General features: G+C 70.0%; 16 protein-coding genes. 6 read left to right on the top strand and 10 right to left on the bottom strand.

Translation table 11 applies throughout. The annotated features are described in order from the left end of the window. Positions 1 to 104: 104 nt before the first annotated feature. From QRN19_RS16200 to QRN19_RS16185, 4 genes are all read right to left on the bottom strand, one after another. Positions 105 to 1433 carry a M20/M25/M40 family metallo-hydrolase gene (locus QRN19_RS16200; protein WP_285028224.1) on the bottom strand — a complete coding sequence of 443 codons (1329 nt, stop codon included), beginning with the start codon at positions 1431 to 1433 and terminating at the stop codon, positions 105 to 107. Then, complete coding sequence (locus tag QRN19_RS16195; protein ID WP_285028223.1) at positions 1430 to 2230, bottom strand: carbon-nitrogen hydrolase family protein; 801 nt, start codon at positions 2228 to 2230, stop codon at positions 1430 to 1432. The genes QRN19_RS16200 and QRN19_RS16195 overlap by 4 nt, the downstream gene beginning before the upstream one ends. Positions 2231 to 2288: 58 nt before the next feature. Further along, on the bottom strand, positions 2289 to 3254 hold the full coding sequence (locus QRN19_RS16190; RefSeq protein WP_285028222.1) for a DMT family transporter: 966 nt from the start codon (positions 3252 to 3254) through the stop codon (positions 2289 to 2291). A 140-nt stretch (positions 3255 to 3394) separates the two neighbouring features. Beyond that, complete coding sequence (locus QRN19_RS16185; protein ID WP_079000468.1) at positions 3395 to 3853, bottom strand: MarR family winged helix-turn-helix transcriptional regulator; 459 nt, start codon at positions 3851 to 3853, stop codon at positions 3395 to 3397. Between the two features lie 181 nt (positions 3854 to 4034). On the opposite strand from QRN19_RS16185, the gene QRN19_RS16180 reads away from it, so the two are divergent. After that, positions 4035 to 5249 (top strand): MFS transporter, encoded by a 1215-nt coding sequence (locus QRN19_RS16180; protein WP_285028221.1) that lies wholly within the window; start codon positions 4035 to 4037, stop codon positions 5247 to 5249. Positions 5250 to 5364: 115 nt separating this feature from the next. Here the strand turns inward: QRN19_RS16180 and QRN19_RS16175 are convergent, their stop codons facing one another. From QRN19_RS16175 to QRN19_RS16165, 3 genes are read right to left on the bottom strand one after another with little or no spacing between them, the layout of a single operon-like run. Continuing rightward, complete coding sequence (locus QRN19_RS16175; protein WP_285028220.1) at positions 5365 to 5571, bottom strand: tautomerase family protein; 207 nt, start codon at positions 5569 to 5571, stop codon at positions 5365 to 5367. A gap of 36 nt (positions 5572 to 5607) precedes the next feature. Next, positions 5608 to 6510 carry an SDR family oxidoreductase gene (locus QRN19_RS16170; protein WP_285028219.1) on the bottom strand — a complete coding sequence of 301 codons (903 nt, stop codon included), beginning with the start codon at positions 6508 to 6510 and terminating at the stop codon, positions 5608 to 5610. Then, complete coding sequence (locus QRN19_RS16165; RefSeq protein WP_285028218.1) at positions 6510 to 7256, bottom strand: SDR family oxidoreductase; 747 nt, start codon at positions 7254 to 7256, stop codon at positions 6510 to 6512. Before QRN19_RS16165 ends, QRN19_RS16170 begins: the two co-directional genes overlap by 1 nt. Positions 7257 to 7351: 95 nt before the next feature. Between QRN19_RS16165 and QRN19_RS16160 the strand changes: the two genes are divergently transcribed. From QRN19_RS16160 to QRN19_RS16140, 5 genes are all read left to right on the top strand, one after another. Further along, on the top strand, positions 7352 to 8065 hold the full coding sequence (locus QRN19_RS16160; protein WP_121292902.1) for a TetR/AcrR family transcriptional regulator: 714 nt from the start codon (positions 7352 to 7354) through the stop codon (positions 8063 to 8065). Then, on the top strand, positions 8062 to 8634 hold the full coding sequence (locus QRN19_RS16155) for a VanZ family protein (protein ID WP_285028217.1): 573 nt from the start codon (positions 8062 to 8064) through the stop codon (positions 8632 to 8634). The genes QRN19_RS16160 and QRN19_RS16155 overlap by 4 nt, the downstream gene beginning before the upstream one ends. Continuing rightward, positions 8631 to 9707, top strand: a complete 1077-nt coding sequence (locus QRN19_RS16150; RefSeq protein WP_285028216.1) for a phosphotransferase family protein — start codon at positions 8631 to 8633, stop codon at positions 9705 to 9707. Before QRN19_RS16155 ends, QRN19_RS16150 begins: the two co-directional genes overlap by 4 nt. 316 nt (positions 9708 to 10023) lie before the next feature. Then, a complete protein-coding gene (locus QRN19_RS16145; protein WP_285028215.1) occupies positions 10024 to 11712 on the top strand; it encodes an ABC-F family ATP-binding cassette domain-containing protein in 1689 nt (562 codons plus the stop codon). A 55-nt stretch (positions 11713 to 11767) separates the two neighbouring features. Then, the gene (locus QRN19_RS16140; protein WP_285028214.1) at positions 11768 to 12130 is read left to right on the top strand and encodes a hypothetical protein; all 363 of its coding nucleotides are present in this window, start codon (positions 11768 to 11770) and stop codon (positions 12128 to 12130) included. A gap of 28 nt (positions 12131 to 12158) precedes the next feature. Here QRN19_RS16140 and QRN19_RS16135 read toward each other — a convergent pair whose 3' ends face one another. The 3 genes from QRN19_RS16135 to QRN19_RS16125 all read right to left on the bottom strand — a co-directional run bounded on the left by QRN19_RS16135 (position 12159) and on the right by QRN19_RS16125 (position 13983). Then, the gene (locus QRN19_RS16135; RefSeq protein WP_285028213.1) at positions 12159 to 13112 is read right to left on the bottom strand and encodes a helix-turn-helix transcriptional regulator; all 954 of its coding nucleotides are present in this window, start codon (positions 13110 to 13112) and stop codon (positions 12159 to 12161) included. A gap of 78 nt (positions 13113 to 13190) precedes the next feature. Beyond that, positions 13191 to 13562, bottom strand: coding sequence for a hypothetical protein (locus QRN19_RS16130; RefSeq protein ID WP_285028212.1), 372 nt, complete (start codon positions 13560 to 13562; stop codon positions 13191 to 13193). 88 nt (positions 13563 to 13650) lie between these two features. After that, positions 13651 to 13983: a DUF7882 family protein gene (locus QRN19_RS16125; RefSeq protein WP_285028211.1), complete on the bottom strand. Its 333-nt coding sequence runs from the start codon at positions 13981 to 13983 to the stop codon at positions 13651 to 13653. Positions 13984 to 14099: the final 116 nt, after the last annotated feature.

Below are 14099 nucleotides of genomic sequence, written 5' to 3'. Positions count from 1 at the left end.
CGCTGAGACTCCCGGACCCCGAGCTCGCCAGAACACCGTGCCACCCGACTCCGGGTGGCCGATCGGCGAACCCGAACACCGGTCGGCCGCCCGGTCCCCTGCCGTCAGGCCGAACGGATGATGTCCGTGAGCACCGCGCAGCCGAAGTCGAGCGCGTCGAGTGGCACGCGTTCGTCGACACCGTGGAACATGCCGGGGAAGTCGAAGTCCGCCGGCAACCGGAGCGGGATGAAGCCGTACCCCGTGATGCCGAGTCGGCTGAGCGCCTTCGCGTCGGTGCCGCCGGGGATGAGGTGCGGGAGCACGGTCGCTCCGGGGTCGTGCCGCTCGATGACCGCCTCGATCACCGAGACGAGCTCGCCGTCGTTCGGGGACTCCATCGCGATGAGCTCCAGCTGGACCTCGACGTCGACCCCCTCACCCGCCGCCTCGCGGATGCGCGCGATGACCTCGTCCCGCTGGCCGGGCAGGAACCGGGCGTCGACCGTCGCGGTCGCGGACTCGGGGATCACGTTCTCCTTGTACCCGCCGGAGATCAGGGTGACGTTCGCCACGTTCTGCAGGCCGGCGCGCAGCCGCGACGCGCTCGGGCCGACGAGCGCAGCGAGTTCGAACGGCGACAGCTCGGGGGACGCTCCGGTCAGTTCGCGCAGCCGCTGGAACAGGTGCGTCGTGGTCTCGGTGAACGACACCGGCCAGTCGAGCGCGCCGATCCGGCCGACGGCGGCCGCGAGCTTGACGATCGCCGAATCCTGGCTCGCGAGGGAGGCGTGACCGGCGGCACCGTGGGCGGTCAGCCGCAGCCAGAGCACGCCCTTCTCGCCGGTGTTGAGCAGGTAGGCACGCGCCTCGGCTCGTTCACCGAGGGTGACGCTGTACCCGCCGCCCTCGCTGATCGCGTCGCGGACGCCGGCGAACTGCTCCGGGTGATGCTCCACCATCCACTGCGAGCCGAGGACGCACCCCGCCTCCTCGTCGGCGAAGAACGCCAGGACGACGTCGCGCTCGGGCTGCTCCCCCGCCGTGACCATGCGCCGGACCGACGCGACGATCATCGCCACCATGTTCTTCATGTCCACGGCGCCGCGGCCCCACAGCATGCCGTCGGTGATCTCGCCGCCGAACGGGTCGACCGTCCACGCGGCAGCGTCGACCGGGACGACGTCGAGGTGCCCGTGCAGCAGGAGGCCGGGGAGGGTGCGATCGCGCCCAGGCCACCGCGCGACGAGATTCGTCCGGCCGGGCTCGGCCTCGAAGCGCTCGCACACGATCCCGACCTCACCGAGCAGACGTTCCACGAGGTCCGCCGCGCGCGACTCGCCGACGGCACGACCGCCACCGTAGTTCGAGGTGTCGATCCGGATGAGGTCGCGCGTGATGGAGACGACCTCCGAGAGACCGACCGGGTCGCCCACGCGTTCGCCCACGCTCATTCCGCGTTCCGCGGGACCACGGTGAACCGACGGTTGGCGAGCGAGGGCACCCGCGCGCGGACGGCGTCGAGTCGCGCCGGATCGAGCTCGGCGAAGACCACCCCGGGTGCCTCGCCGGCGGCGGCGATGACGACGCCTGCGGGGTCGACGATGATCGAGTTCCCGGTGGCGAGCGGGCCGGTCTGGTTGGCGCTCACGACGTAGGCGGTGTTCTCGATCGCCCGGGCGCGCACGAGGGTCGTCCAGGCGTCCTCCTTGCCGGGGCCGACGATCCACATCGCTGGCAGCAGGATGACGTTGGCACCGGCGTCGATGAGGCGCCGGGCACTCTCCGGGAAGCGGAGGTCGTAGCAGGTGAACGCACCGATGCGGAGGTCGCCGAGCTCGAGGACGAAGGGGTCGGTGAGCTCGCCGGCCGTGATGCCGTCGCTCTCGGCATAGCCGAAGGCGTCGTAGAGGTGCACCTTCCGGTACGTCGCGGTGATGTTCCCCTCGGCGTCGATCGCCACGAGCGTGTTGTAGGGCAACCCGCCGGGGTTCTCCTCGATGGTGCCGACGACCGTCGGGAGGGAGCGCGCGGCCGCTGCGGCGGCGACGCCCGTGATGAAGGGACCGTCGAGGGGTTGGGCGATCGCGGCGAGCGCACTCGGCGGCTCCGAGGTGCCGTAGCTGCTCATCTCCGGCAGCACGAGCAGTTCGGCGCCACCCGCCGCGGCCTCACCGAGCAGGGCGACCACGCTGGCGAGGTTCTCGTCGATGTCCGTTCCGGCGGAGAACTGCCCGGATGCGATGCGCATGTGAAACCTCGTTCCGTGGGAAGGGCCGCGACCGTCAGCGCGCGGCCGTCCAGCCACCCTATGCCGAGAGTGGGGGCGTGCGCCGCCGGAGCCGGAGCCGGCCCTGACTCACGAGGATGCCGAGCACGACGATCACGCCACCGACAGGCTCGTTCCAGTGCAGGATCTCGCCGAGGACGAGGATGCCGAGGACGACACCGACCAGGGGCGTGAGGTACGTGACGGTGGACGCCGCCGTCGCGCCCCAGGAGTCGACGATCGTCGTCATCCAGATGTAGGCGACGCCGGTGCCGAGCGCTCCCAGCGCGAGCATGCTGAGGACGACCGGGGCGTCGAGTGACACGGGCTGCATCGCGATGAACGGCGAGAGCACGAGCATGATGACGGCGGCGAGCGAGATCTCCACGGCCGAGATGACGACCGCGTCGTAGCTGTGGGTGCCGAGGACGAACTTCCGGAGGTAGACGAAGGCGATGCCGTAGCAGAGGGTCGCGCCGAGGCAGGCGAGCTGCGCCGGGATGGACTCGAGGATCGCCGGGTCGGCCAGGACACGCCAGGGGCCGACGACGATCGCGACGCCGAGGGCGCCGACGAAGATGCCGAACACCTGCAGGCCGTTCAGTCGTTCCTTCGGGAGGAACACGGCGCCGACGGCGAGCGTCATGATCGGCGTGGTCGCGTTGAGGATGCTCGACAGGCCGGACGGCAGGAACTGTCCAGCCCAGGAGAACAGGAGGAACGGGGCGACGCAGAGGAAGACGGAGACGACGGCGAGGTGCGCCCAGAGCCGACGCTCTCGCGGCCAGCGGCGTCGGGTGACGAGCATGATGATGCAGAGGGTAAGGGCACCGAGCACCACACGGGACAGGGCGACCTGCGCCGGAGCGAGTCCGGTCAGGCCGGTCTTCATGAAGAGGAAGCTGGCACCCCAGATGAGCGCTGCGCCGAGATAGGCGCCCAGCACCCTGCGGGACCCTGGTGCGACGAGCGCGGTGACACGGGTGTTCGGTGCTGCGGTGCTCATCGTGCTCCCTCGAGTCGGACGACTCAGCTTGGCATCACCCACCGACGCCGTGTTCGCAATTCAGGACGACCCCGCGTGTCTCGCCGGTTCCGCCGCGCCGCAGCACGGACACGCCGGAGGCATCCTGAATTGCGAACAGGTCAAGCGGTGGTGGCGACGGGCTCCAGCCGGTGGATCGCCTCCACGAGCGGCGCGAGTTCCGGGAGGGACTCGGCTGTGGTGAGCGACTCCTCCAGGGCGCGGTCGTGCACCGGTCGGGCCTCCTCGAGCAGCGCCTTCCCGGCCGCAGTGAGCTCGGTGTAGACACCGCGGCGGTCATCGGCGCACAGCACGCGGGTGAGGAGCGCGCGGTCCTCGAGGCGGTTGACGAGCCGGGTGGTGGCGCTCGGAGACAGGGCCGTCGCGCGGGCGAGCTGCTGCATGCGCATGTGCCAGCCGTCCTGGCGCCCCAGGGCGTCCAGCACGGTGTACTCGACCACCGAGAGTCGGGCCTCGGCCTGCAGCGCACGTTCCAGATCGGACTCGATCGATCCGTACAGGGCGGCGAGCGTCCGCCACCCCTGCGCGCGGATCTCAACAGCGTCGTCGGCGATGCCCATCGGGACTCCTCGGTTCGAACATCGATCAATTGATTGCAGGCGCACGTAGTTGCTTGCGCTATTACCTAGCGCGTGCAACGATATCTATCGCGCGTCTGCAACTATCAGCGTACGCGTCCCGCCCACCGGCCACCGGCCACCAGCACTCTCGCCACGGCCCCCAGGAATCGCAGGAATCGTCATGCCACTCGGTCTCATCGCCCTCGCCCTCGGCGGCTTCGGCATCGGCCTCACGGAGTTCGTCATCATGGGCCTGCTGCCCGAGGTGGCGGCCGACTTCGGCGTCTCGGAGGCCGCAGCCGGCTGGCTCATCTCCGGCTACGCCCTGGCCGTCGTCGTCGGGGCGCTCGCCCTCACCGCTGCGGTCATCCGACTGCCGAAGAAGCCCGTCCTCCTGGCCCTGATGGTGCTCTTCATCGCCGGCAACCTCGTCTCGGCACTCGCCGGCGACTACCAGGTCATGCTCGCCGGCCGCATCCTCGCCGCCCTCAGCCACGGAGCGTTCTTCGGCATCGGTTCGGTGCTGGCGGCGGCGATGGTCCCGGCCCACAAACAGGCCGGCGCGATCGCGATCATGTTCACCGGCCTCACCGCGGCGAACGTGCTCGGCGTCCCCTTCGGCACGCTGCTCGGCCAGCACTTCGGCTGGCGCTCGACCTTCTGGGCCATCACGGTGATCGGGCTCATCGCCTTCATCGGCATCCTGACACTCGTGCCGAAGCCGAAGCGTGACGAAGTCCCGGCATCGCTCCTCGCCGAGCTGCGCGCGTTCCGTTCCGGCCAGGTCTGGCTCTCGATCGCTGTCACGGTCCTCGGCTACGGCGGCATGTTCGGCGCGTTCACCTACATCGCCTACACGCTCACGGAGGTCAGCGGCTTCGCATCGACCACGGTGCCGTGGCTGCTCATCCTCTTCGGCGTCGGACTCCTGGTCGGCAACATCGTGGGCGGTAAGGCGGCGGACCGGAACATCGACCGGACGCTCATCGTCGTGATCGCGGTGCTGACCGTGATCCTGGTCGCCTTCGCCGCGACCGCGCAGTCGCCCGTCGCCACCGTGATCGCCCTCGTCCTCATGGGCGGCTTCGGATTCGCGACCGTCCCCGCGCTGCAGATGCGGGTCATGCGGTACGCGTCGGCCGCTCCGACGCTCGCCTCGGGAGCGAACATCGCCGCGTTCAACCTCGGCAACGCGCTCGGCGCTTGGCTCGGCGGCATCACCATCACGGCAGGCCTCGGCTACACCTCGCCGATCTGGGCCGGTGCGGTGATGACGCTCCTCGGGCTGATCGTCATCACCGCCGCAGCCGTCGCCGCGAAGCGCTCCCAGCCACGACCACTCCAGCAGGAGGAGCCCCCCACTGCGTCCCTCGCAGCGGCCGCGCACACGGTCTGAGCACCGGCGATCGGCACCGGGCCCGGGCCCGGTGATGCGCGACCTCGCCCGCTCTCGGCGCCCCCGAGAGTGACGGGAACCCGAACCTCACGGCCCCGTCACCCTCGTGGCGGTCTCAGACGCGGCCGAGCATCGCTTCGTTGAGAATGGTACCGCCGAGCATCCAGCCACCGTCGGCGACTTCATCGAGGATGACCAGCGTCGTCGGACGCGCCCGCTCTCCGTAGACGTCGACGATGGCCTCGGTGACGGCGTCCTGGAGCTTCGTCTTCGACTCGGGGGTGAGGGTGCCTGCAGGGATCTTCAGGTTGGCGAAGGGCATGATGTTCCTTTCGGTAGGGCCCGGATGGTCCGGGGGTCAGAGTGCGGCGTTCGCGGACAGCAGGTCCTCGATGCCGATGCGGTGATAGAACTCCGCGCGGATGCGGTCCGCGACGGCCGACACGACCTCACTCCCGTCTCGGGAGGGGTCGACGTGCGTTCGGAACGGGCGGGTTCCTCCCGGCAGGCCGACGAGGCGGACGATCTCGTCGGCGACCTGCTGCACGTCGGCGTCGACCGGCACGATCGCTGACAAGCGCCCGGTGAGTTCCTGACGGAGCGCACCGTACTCGGCGTCATGCTCGATCACGCGTGCCGTGTCGTCCGGGGCGGAGGCGTTCGTGAAGTGGTTCGTCCCAGCGGTGAAGGCCCCCGGCACGACGATGGTGCTCTCGACACCGAAGCGGATCGATTCCGCCGCGTAACTCTCGGCGAGGGCGTCCATGCCGGCCTTCGCCGCGAAGTACGGCGCCAGGAAGGGCGGGTGTCCGCCTCGAGTGGACGAGCTGCCGACCCAGACGATGAAGCCCTCGCGTCGGGACCGCATCTGCGGCAGGACGGCGCGCGCCAGGCGGTGGGCTCCGAGGACGTTCACGTCGTACAAGTGAGCGAACTGATCCGGCGTGAATGCTTCAGCCGGGCCGAAGGCCATATGGCCGGCGTTCTGCACGAGGACGTCGAGGCGTCCATGGGCCTGGAGGACGTGTTCGACGGCGTCAGTCACGGATCGCTCCGACTGCACGTCGAGGTCGACCACGTGCAGCCGGAGCCCTTCGGCCCGCGCCAGCTCATCGAGCGCCGCCCGGTTCGCCGCGTTACGGCCGGCGATCGCCCGCATGCCTGCGAAGACGACGTTCCCCGAGCGCGCGAGTGCCACCGCCGTCTCGCGGCCGAACCCACTGGACGCACCCGAGATCAGGACGACCTTGACCGACGACATCAGACCAACCCGCCGTTCGCGCGGATGACCTGCCCGTTCACCCAGTGCCCGTCGGGTCCGGCGAGGAACGCGACGACACCGGCGATGTCCTCCGGCCTGCCGAGGCGCTCGAGAGGGACCGCCCTCGCGAGTGCGTCGATCTGCTCGTCGGTCTTCCCGTTCAGGAACAGCTCCGTGCCCGTGGGCCCAGGCGCGACCACATTGGCCGTGACGTCTCGACCACGGAGTTCCTTCGCCAGGATCAGCGTCATCCCCTCGACCGCGCTCTTGCTCGCCACGTAGGCGCCGTAGGTGGGGAACTGCGTACCGACGACCGAGGTCGACATGCCGATGAACGCACCGCCGGCCCGCAGCCGACGCGCCGCCTGCTGCGCGACGACGAAGGTGCCGCGGATGTTCGTCCGATGCAGCGCGTCGAGCACGTCCAGGTCCTGTTCGGCGATGCTCGACAGTGCGAGGCGTCCGGCCGAATGCGCGACGACGTCCACTCCGCCGAACTCATCCTCCGCCTGGTCGAACATCGCTGCGACCGCGTGCTCGTCGGCGACGTCGGCCTGTACGGCGACGGCGCGACCTCCTGCGCGCACGATGTCGTCGATCGTGGCTGCGGCCGCGTCGCCACCGGTGTCGGAGTTGACGACCACCGCGAAGCCTTCTCGGGCGAGGCGGGTGGAGATGGCACGTCCGATGCCCCGGGAGCCGCCGGTGACGATCGCGACGCGCTGCGAACGGTTCTTGCTGTCCATGTGATCCCTTTCGTCGAAATGGTTGTTTCATTTCGCTGATACGCCACGCTAGCACAGTTACGATCGGCGATACCAGATGCGATATGATCGACCGTATGACCCGATCCGACGACGACCTCCGGAGCGCACTGCTCCAAGCGGCCGAGGAGCAACTCGTGGCCGCCACCGACGGGGAGATCGCCACGCGGGCGGTCTGCGAGGCGGTCGGAGTGACCCAACCGGTGCTGTACCGACTGTTCGGCGACAAGCGGGGCCTGCTCGACGCCCTCGCCGAGGTCGGTCTGCAGCGGTACGCGGCACGGAAGGCCGAACTCGAGGTGTCCGACGACCCCGCGGCCGATCTGCGTCGCGGTTGGGCCGACCATCTGGCGTTCGCTCGGGAGAACCCGGCGGTGTACCGCTTGATGTTCGCCCCGCGCCCATGGACGAGCAGCCGTGCGAAGGATGGCGTGATGACGCTCCTGGAGCGGACGCTCTCCCGATGTGCGGCGGCAGGCCTGCTGGCCGTCGACGTCGACGTCGCGGCGACCATGCTCCTGGCGGCGAACGTCGGACTCGCTCTGGACGAGATCGCGAGCCCGCGTCCAGGACGCGCCGATACGGTCGCCGACGCGCTCCGCGACGCGGTGCTCAGCGGCGTCCTCGTCGTGTCCTCGGAGACGGACGCGCTCGACCCCGGCGCGGCGGCTCGCCGACAGCTGCGCGCGCAGCTCGACGAGGGCGGGTCAGGACCGCTGCTCCCGGAGGAGTCCGCACTCATGCGCGTGTGGCTCCGGCGGATGGACGAGGAGAGCGACGCCCCCCGGTGATCTCCACCTTCCTCGTCGAACACGCGCCGTTGGTCGGCCTCGGCTTCTGGATCACCGTGGTGGTGGTCACGGCGATCACGTGGGCGCTGCATCGCCGGCGGCTCCGAGGTGTCCTCCTCGGGCTCTCAGGCGTCGCGCTCGTGGGGCTGCTCGCCCTCACTTTCGTGCCCGACGGCTCGCGTCCGGGAGGCCTGAGTTGCACGATCCAGTTCTCCGTCCCGTTCCAAGGCATCGAGACGCTCGCGAACATCGCCCTGACGCTGCCGCTCGCGCTCCTGCTCGGGGTGGCGATGAACCGTCCGTTGACGGTCCTCCTCGGGGTCGGGAGCCTGTCCGCCGTCATCGAGGTCGTCCAGGCGCTGCTCCCCGGAATCGGTCGCCGCTGCGACACGAACGACTGGCTCATGAACGCGGTCGGAGCCCTCCTGGGAGCGCTGATCGCCTGCGTCATCTGCAAGCTCGGACGACGCAGGGATGCGAAGCAGGACGCGCCGGCCCTGGATCGATCCGCTGAGCCGACGGCGCGTGCGAGCCGGACCGGGACCGGCTCCACTACCGTGGGCGGATGAGCCGAACCCCTCGCCCCAGTGACACCATGATCGCGGTCGCCGAACACTGGGCGGCCGAGCGACCGGCGATGCAGCCCGGCAGCCCGACCATCACGATGCTCGGAGCGGGCACGGCCAACGAGGTCGCAGCGGTCGAGCTCGACGGCGGCGAGCGGGTCATCGTGAAGCTCTCCCCCGCGGACGCCACCGGCCTCACCTACGAACGCTCACTCATGGCGACCGAGGCCCTCGCGCTGCGCATCCTCGGCCGCGCGGAGGTGCCGCAGCCGGAGATCGTCTTCGAGGCGACGCTCGACGGACGCGACGCCCTCGTGATGACGGAGCTCACCGGTCGACCGGCGAACAGCACCGAGACCGTCCCCCTCGCCCGCGACGTCCTCGGCCGCACCCTCGCCCGCCTGCACGAGGCGGGACGCACGCCGTTCCACGTGGAACCAGGCGACGTCGACGTCCCCGCCGAGTCGGCGTCCACCAGTCCGTCGACCGGCCTCACCGAGGGGAACCGTCACGGCTACCCCTTCCGCCCTGAGCTCCAGGCGGCGAGCGCCCGGGACGCCTACCGTCTCCTCGTGGAGGCGGTGCTCACCGACGCCGCCCGCTTCGAGGTCGACCTCCCGGTCGCTGCCGACGAGATCCGACACCTGATCGACACCGCGTCACCGGCCTTCGACAGCGTGACGGAGCCGACGCTCGTCCACTTCGACCTCTGGGAGGGCAACCTCCTCGTCATGCCCGAGCACGGGGCGGAGGCCGCCCAACTGACCGGCGTCATCGACCATGAGCGCGCGCACTGGGCCGACCCCACCGCCGACCTCGTCTCGCTGGCGCTCTTCACCGACGTGCCGGAGACGGTCGCCGCCGACACGGAGCTCCTCCGCGCCTACCGCGAGACCTCGGGCCGCGAGCTGCTCCCCGATGAGGACGCCCGGACCCGCGCACGGCTGTGGTCCTTGTACCTCGCGCTCGTCATGGTGGTCGAAGGCATCCCGCGTGGCTATGAGGGTGACTGGTTCGACGAGCACGACGCCTCGGTGCGCACGTGGATCGGTGACATCACGGCCTCGCTCGCCTGACCCGCGCGACTCCCCGGGGTCCCTGAGCCGACCTCCTTCGGTCCCTGAGCTTGTCGAAGGGCGGTCGTGGGCACTTCGACAGGCTCAGCGACCGGGGTAGCTCAGCGACCGGGGTAGGGGCTCAGCGACCGGGGTTGGGGGCTCAGCGGCCGGAACGGGCGCGCACCGTGACCGGAACGGGCGCGCTCGGTGCGCGTACGTTGCGCGCGGCCGGACCGGCGCGGCTAGACTGGTCGGCTCGCCAGGCGGTGGGCGGCCCGGCGCGAATGAGCGCGGGCCCGTTCGGGAGCGATCGGCTCCCTGGGGAGTGCGCACCATGGGCTACATCGACGTCAGCGACCTCAGTTACACGCTGAGCGACGGACGGACCCTGCTGGACGAGGTCTCGTTCCGCGTCGGCGAGGGGGCGATCGCCGCGCTCATCGGCGCAAACGGCGCCGGCAAGACGACGCTCCTGCGGATCATCCGCGGCGAACTCCAGCCAGACTCCGGGGTCGTCTCCATCGACGGCGGCCTCGGTGTGATGGACCAGTTCGTCGGGCGCGGTGACGACGACCGGACGGTCCGCGACCTGCTCGTCCAGGTCGCGCCTCCGCGGGTCCGTGCGGCGGCGGAGGCGGTCGACCGCGCCGAGCTCGCCCTCATGGAGGACGACGTCGAGGCGACGCAGATGGCCTACGCGACGACGCTCGCCGAGTACGCCGACGCCGGCGGGTACGACCAGGAGGTGCTCTGGGACAGCTGTTGCGAGGCGGCGCTCGGGGTGCCCTACGACCGCGCGCAGTGGCGGACGCTCGGCACGCTGTCCGGCGGCGAGCAGAAGCGGCTCGTCCTGGAGGCCCTGTTCCGCGGCCCTGAGCAGGTCCTCCTCCTCGACGAACCCGACAACTCCCTCGACGTCCCGACGAAGCGCTGGCTCGAGGGGATGCTCGCCGAGACGCGGAAGACCGTCCTCCTCGTCTCGCACGACCGCGAGCTCCTGGCACAGGCGGCGACCCGCATCATCACCCTCGAGGTCGGCGCGGCCGGCAGCACGACGTGGACCCACGGCGCGAGCTTCCGCAGCTACCACGAGGCCCGCGACGCCCGCCTCGACCGACTCGACGAACTCCGCCGGCGCTGGGACGAGGACCGCGTGAAGCTGCGCGCCCTCGTGCTGCGTCTGCGCGAGCAGGCCAAGTTCAACGACTCCATGGCCTCCCGCTACCGGGCCGCGCAGACCCGACTCGCCAAGTTCGAGGAGGCCGGTCCGCCTGAGGAGCGGCCGAAGGACCAGCAGGTCACGATGCGGCTCCGCGGCGCACGCACGGGTCGTCGTGCGATCGTCTGCACCGGGCTGGAACTGACCGGGCTCATGCAGCCGTTCGACGCGGAGATCTGGTTCGGTGAGCGCATCGGCGTGCTGGGTTCGAACGGTTCGGGCAAGTCCCACTTCCTCCGGTTGCTCGCCGGCGGCGGAACGGATCCCGATCCGGGCGCCGGCCACCTCGCTGCAGCGGGCGACGCGCTCGTCCCGGTCGAGCACGACGGTGACGCCAAGCTCGGCGCGCGCGTGCAGCCGGGGTGGTTCGCGCAATCGCACCGCCACCCGGAACTCACCGGACGGACCCTCCTCGACATCCTGCACCGCGGCGACGAGCACCGGTCCGGTCTCCCCCGGGAGGCCGCGAGCCGCGTCCTCGACCGCTACGGTCTGGCAGGCGCGGCCGAGCAGTCGTTCGAGTCGCTCTCAGGCGGACAGCAGGCGCGCCTGCAGATCCTCCTGCTCGAACTCTCCGGTGCCACGCTGCTCCTGCTCGACGAGCCGACCGACAACCTCGACCTCGTCTCGGCGGAGGCGCTCGAGCAGGGCCTGGCGGGCTTCGAGGGCACCGTGATCGCGGTCACCCACGACCGTTGGTTCGCGCGCGGCTTCGACCGCTTCCTCGTCTTCGGCTCCGACGGCCGGGTGCAGGCCTCCGACGAGCCCGTCTGGGAGGAGACGCGCGTCTCCCGTGCGCGGTAGCGGGTGTCGCCGCAGTTTCACCGCCCAGGAGGAAGCCTGAGGCGACACCCCCTGCATGAGTCGCCGCCTTGGTCAACCCACCGCCGTACTCAGGACCGTTCCCTACGCTGGCATCAACAACCCGAGCTCGGAGGTGATGGTCCTGCAGTACAGCATCGCCATCGGCCGCGCCACCTACGACATCGAACCGGGTGTCGACCTGCCTGCGCTCATGTCCGAGATCGAGACCGCCGTCCAAGCCGGTGGCCGATTCGTGCGCGTGCCGCTCTCCTCCGACCGGACCATCGACGTGCTCGTCAGCCCTGGCCTGCACATCACGGTGGAGTCGTTCGCGAACCGTGCGCTGGAGATCGTGCCCACGATCGAGACGGGGACCCTGTCCGGTCTCGACGAGTACGACGAGTTCGGCGAGTTCTGACCCGACCAGCCCCGATCGGCCTCGACGGCTATGAGCCGAGCGTCGCGCTCGGGTACTCGCCGAAACGGTTGACGTACGACGCGGAGAAGCGTCCGAGATGGGCGAAGCCCCATCGGTTGGCGATCTCTGCGACCGTGGCCCGCCCCGGGTCGGCCTTGCGAAGCTCCTCCTGCACGCGGTCGAGCCGCACGCGCCGCAGATAATCGATCGCAGTGATGTCGTGTTCCTTGCGGAAGGCGCTCTGGAGACTGCGCTGACTCATGCCGATCGCTTCGGCCACGTCCTCCGTGCGGATGGGGAGATGCGCGTTGGCGATCATGAACTCGACGGCGGCGCGCGTCTTCCCGCCACTCGGCACCCCGATCTCGACCGGCGCATGCAGCGCGGTGTGCGGAAAGGTCTCCAGGAGCGCGACCGCTGCCGCCCGGTTCGCCTCGGCCCGCAGGAGCGCCGGGCTCGCGTCGTCGTAGATGACCCGGGCGACGGACGTCACCGAAGCGGCCCAGCGACGGAGGTGCTCGCCGGTCGGACGGGCCGTCGTGTCGAAGAGGATCGGACCGCTCGTGCCCTCCACCTCGCCGGCCACCCGCTCGAGGAACGTCCCGTCGAAGTGCATGAGGTTCTGCCGGTAGTCCGTGAAGTCGAACTCGGCGAGCCGGTTGTTCGCGAACATCGCCGGCTGCCCGTGCACGAGCCGCACCGGATCGCCGGCGAGGTCGGTGACGCCGCTGCCCCCGGTCAACCACGAGACGATGTACTCACCCTGCGTCAGGACCGTGCCCGTGACGTGGCCGTCGAACTGTGTGCCGCGCAGGGTCAGCTCGTCGTCACCGATGGCGGTGTATCGGAAGGTGAAGTCCGACTCGGTGGGTTCGATGACCATCGACCCGGCGTTGTAGGCACCGGCGAACAGGTCGCGGGCCTCATCGACATCGCGACCTGCGACCTCGGACCGCTCGACGGGTCCCGTGTGTTCGCTCATCGCTCATAGAATCTCACGACGATCCTGAACTGTCACCCTTGGCGGGGTCGTTCAGACGCAGAGCAGTCCAACTCGATGTCAGGCGGTCCCTTGCAGGAAACCGTGTTCAGCGCCCAGGACGTCGGTCATCGCTGACGACGTCATGCTGGCGAAGCGCGGCAGGACCGTCGTCTCGTGGACGGCGGTCGGGCGTTCGGACCAGACGGTCACGACGATCAGTCCGCCCTCGGCGCGGAGCGACCACGCGACGATGTGCCGGGTGAGGACGCGGACGGTGTCGCCGTCGACGTCCAAGGCGATGGCAGCGCGGCTGAGCGACAGGCCGCCGACGGACTCGGCCCCGGCATGCGAGGTCTCGAAGACGATGTCGGTCCGGTCGAGGAGTCGGCCGGTGGTGCGCGCATCGTCCAGGGCGAGGAAGTCGGGCGCGCTGGGAGTCCAGGTCGTCATGGTCCCACCCCCTACTGGTGTTTCGCAGATGCCCGACGGCCGGAGCTCGTCGTGGCGTTGATCGATCCGCCGGAGCGGACGCTCGGACCTAGGCCGCGGACTCGACGCGCTTCGTGGCGCCGGGTGCCGGCTCGGGGACGACACGCATGCCCTTGGCACTGTTCGCCTGCTCGAGGAGCGCGGCCAACCACTCGCGGTTGAGCTCGGGGGCACGGCTGCCGTAGAACGAGAACTGGAGGGGGATCATCGGGTTCAGCCAGAGCGACTGACGTCCGGTCCCACGGCCTGGAACGGCTTCGAGGTGGAACGCGAAGCTCTCGTTGCGTCGGAACTTCGTGAAGATGACCGTCTGCAGGTGAGCGAGCAGTCGGTCTTCGATCTCGTGCGGGGTCGGAGGGGTTCCGTAGAGGAGGTTTCCCATGAGGCGCGCCATCCGTTCTGTTCCGGTGCCGGGCTGGTTCCCGGCGCCGTCGATAACGCTAGACGGTCTAGCATTCCGGCGCTCGGAACTATCCGAAATGCGCCGACACCCGTCGT

The sequence above is a fragment of the Plantibacter sp. ME-Dv--P-122b genome (genome assembly GCF_030209375.1).
Classification (GTDB): domain Bacteria; phylum Actinomycetota; class Actinomycetes; order Actinomycetales; family Microbacteriaceae; genus Plantibacter.
This window is presented reverse-complemented; position numbering and strand designations above follow the sequence as displayed.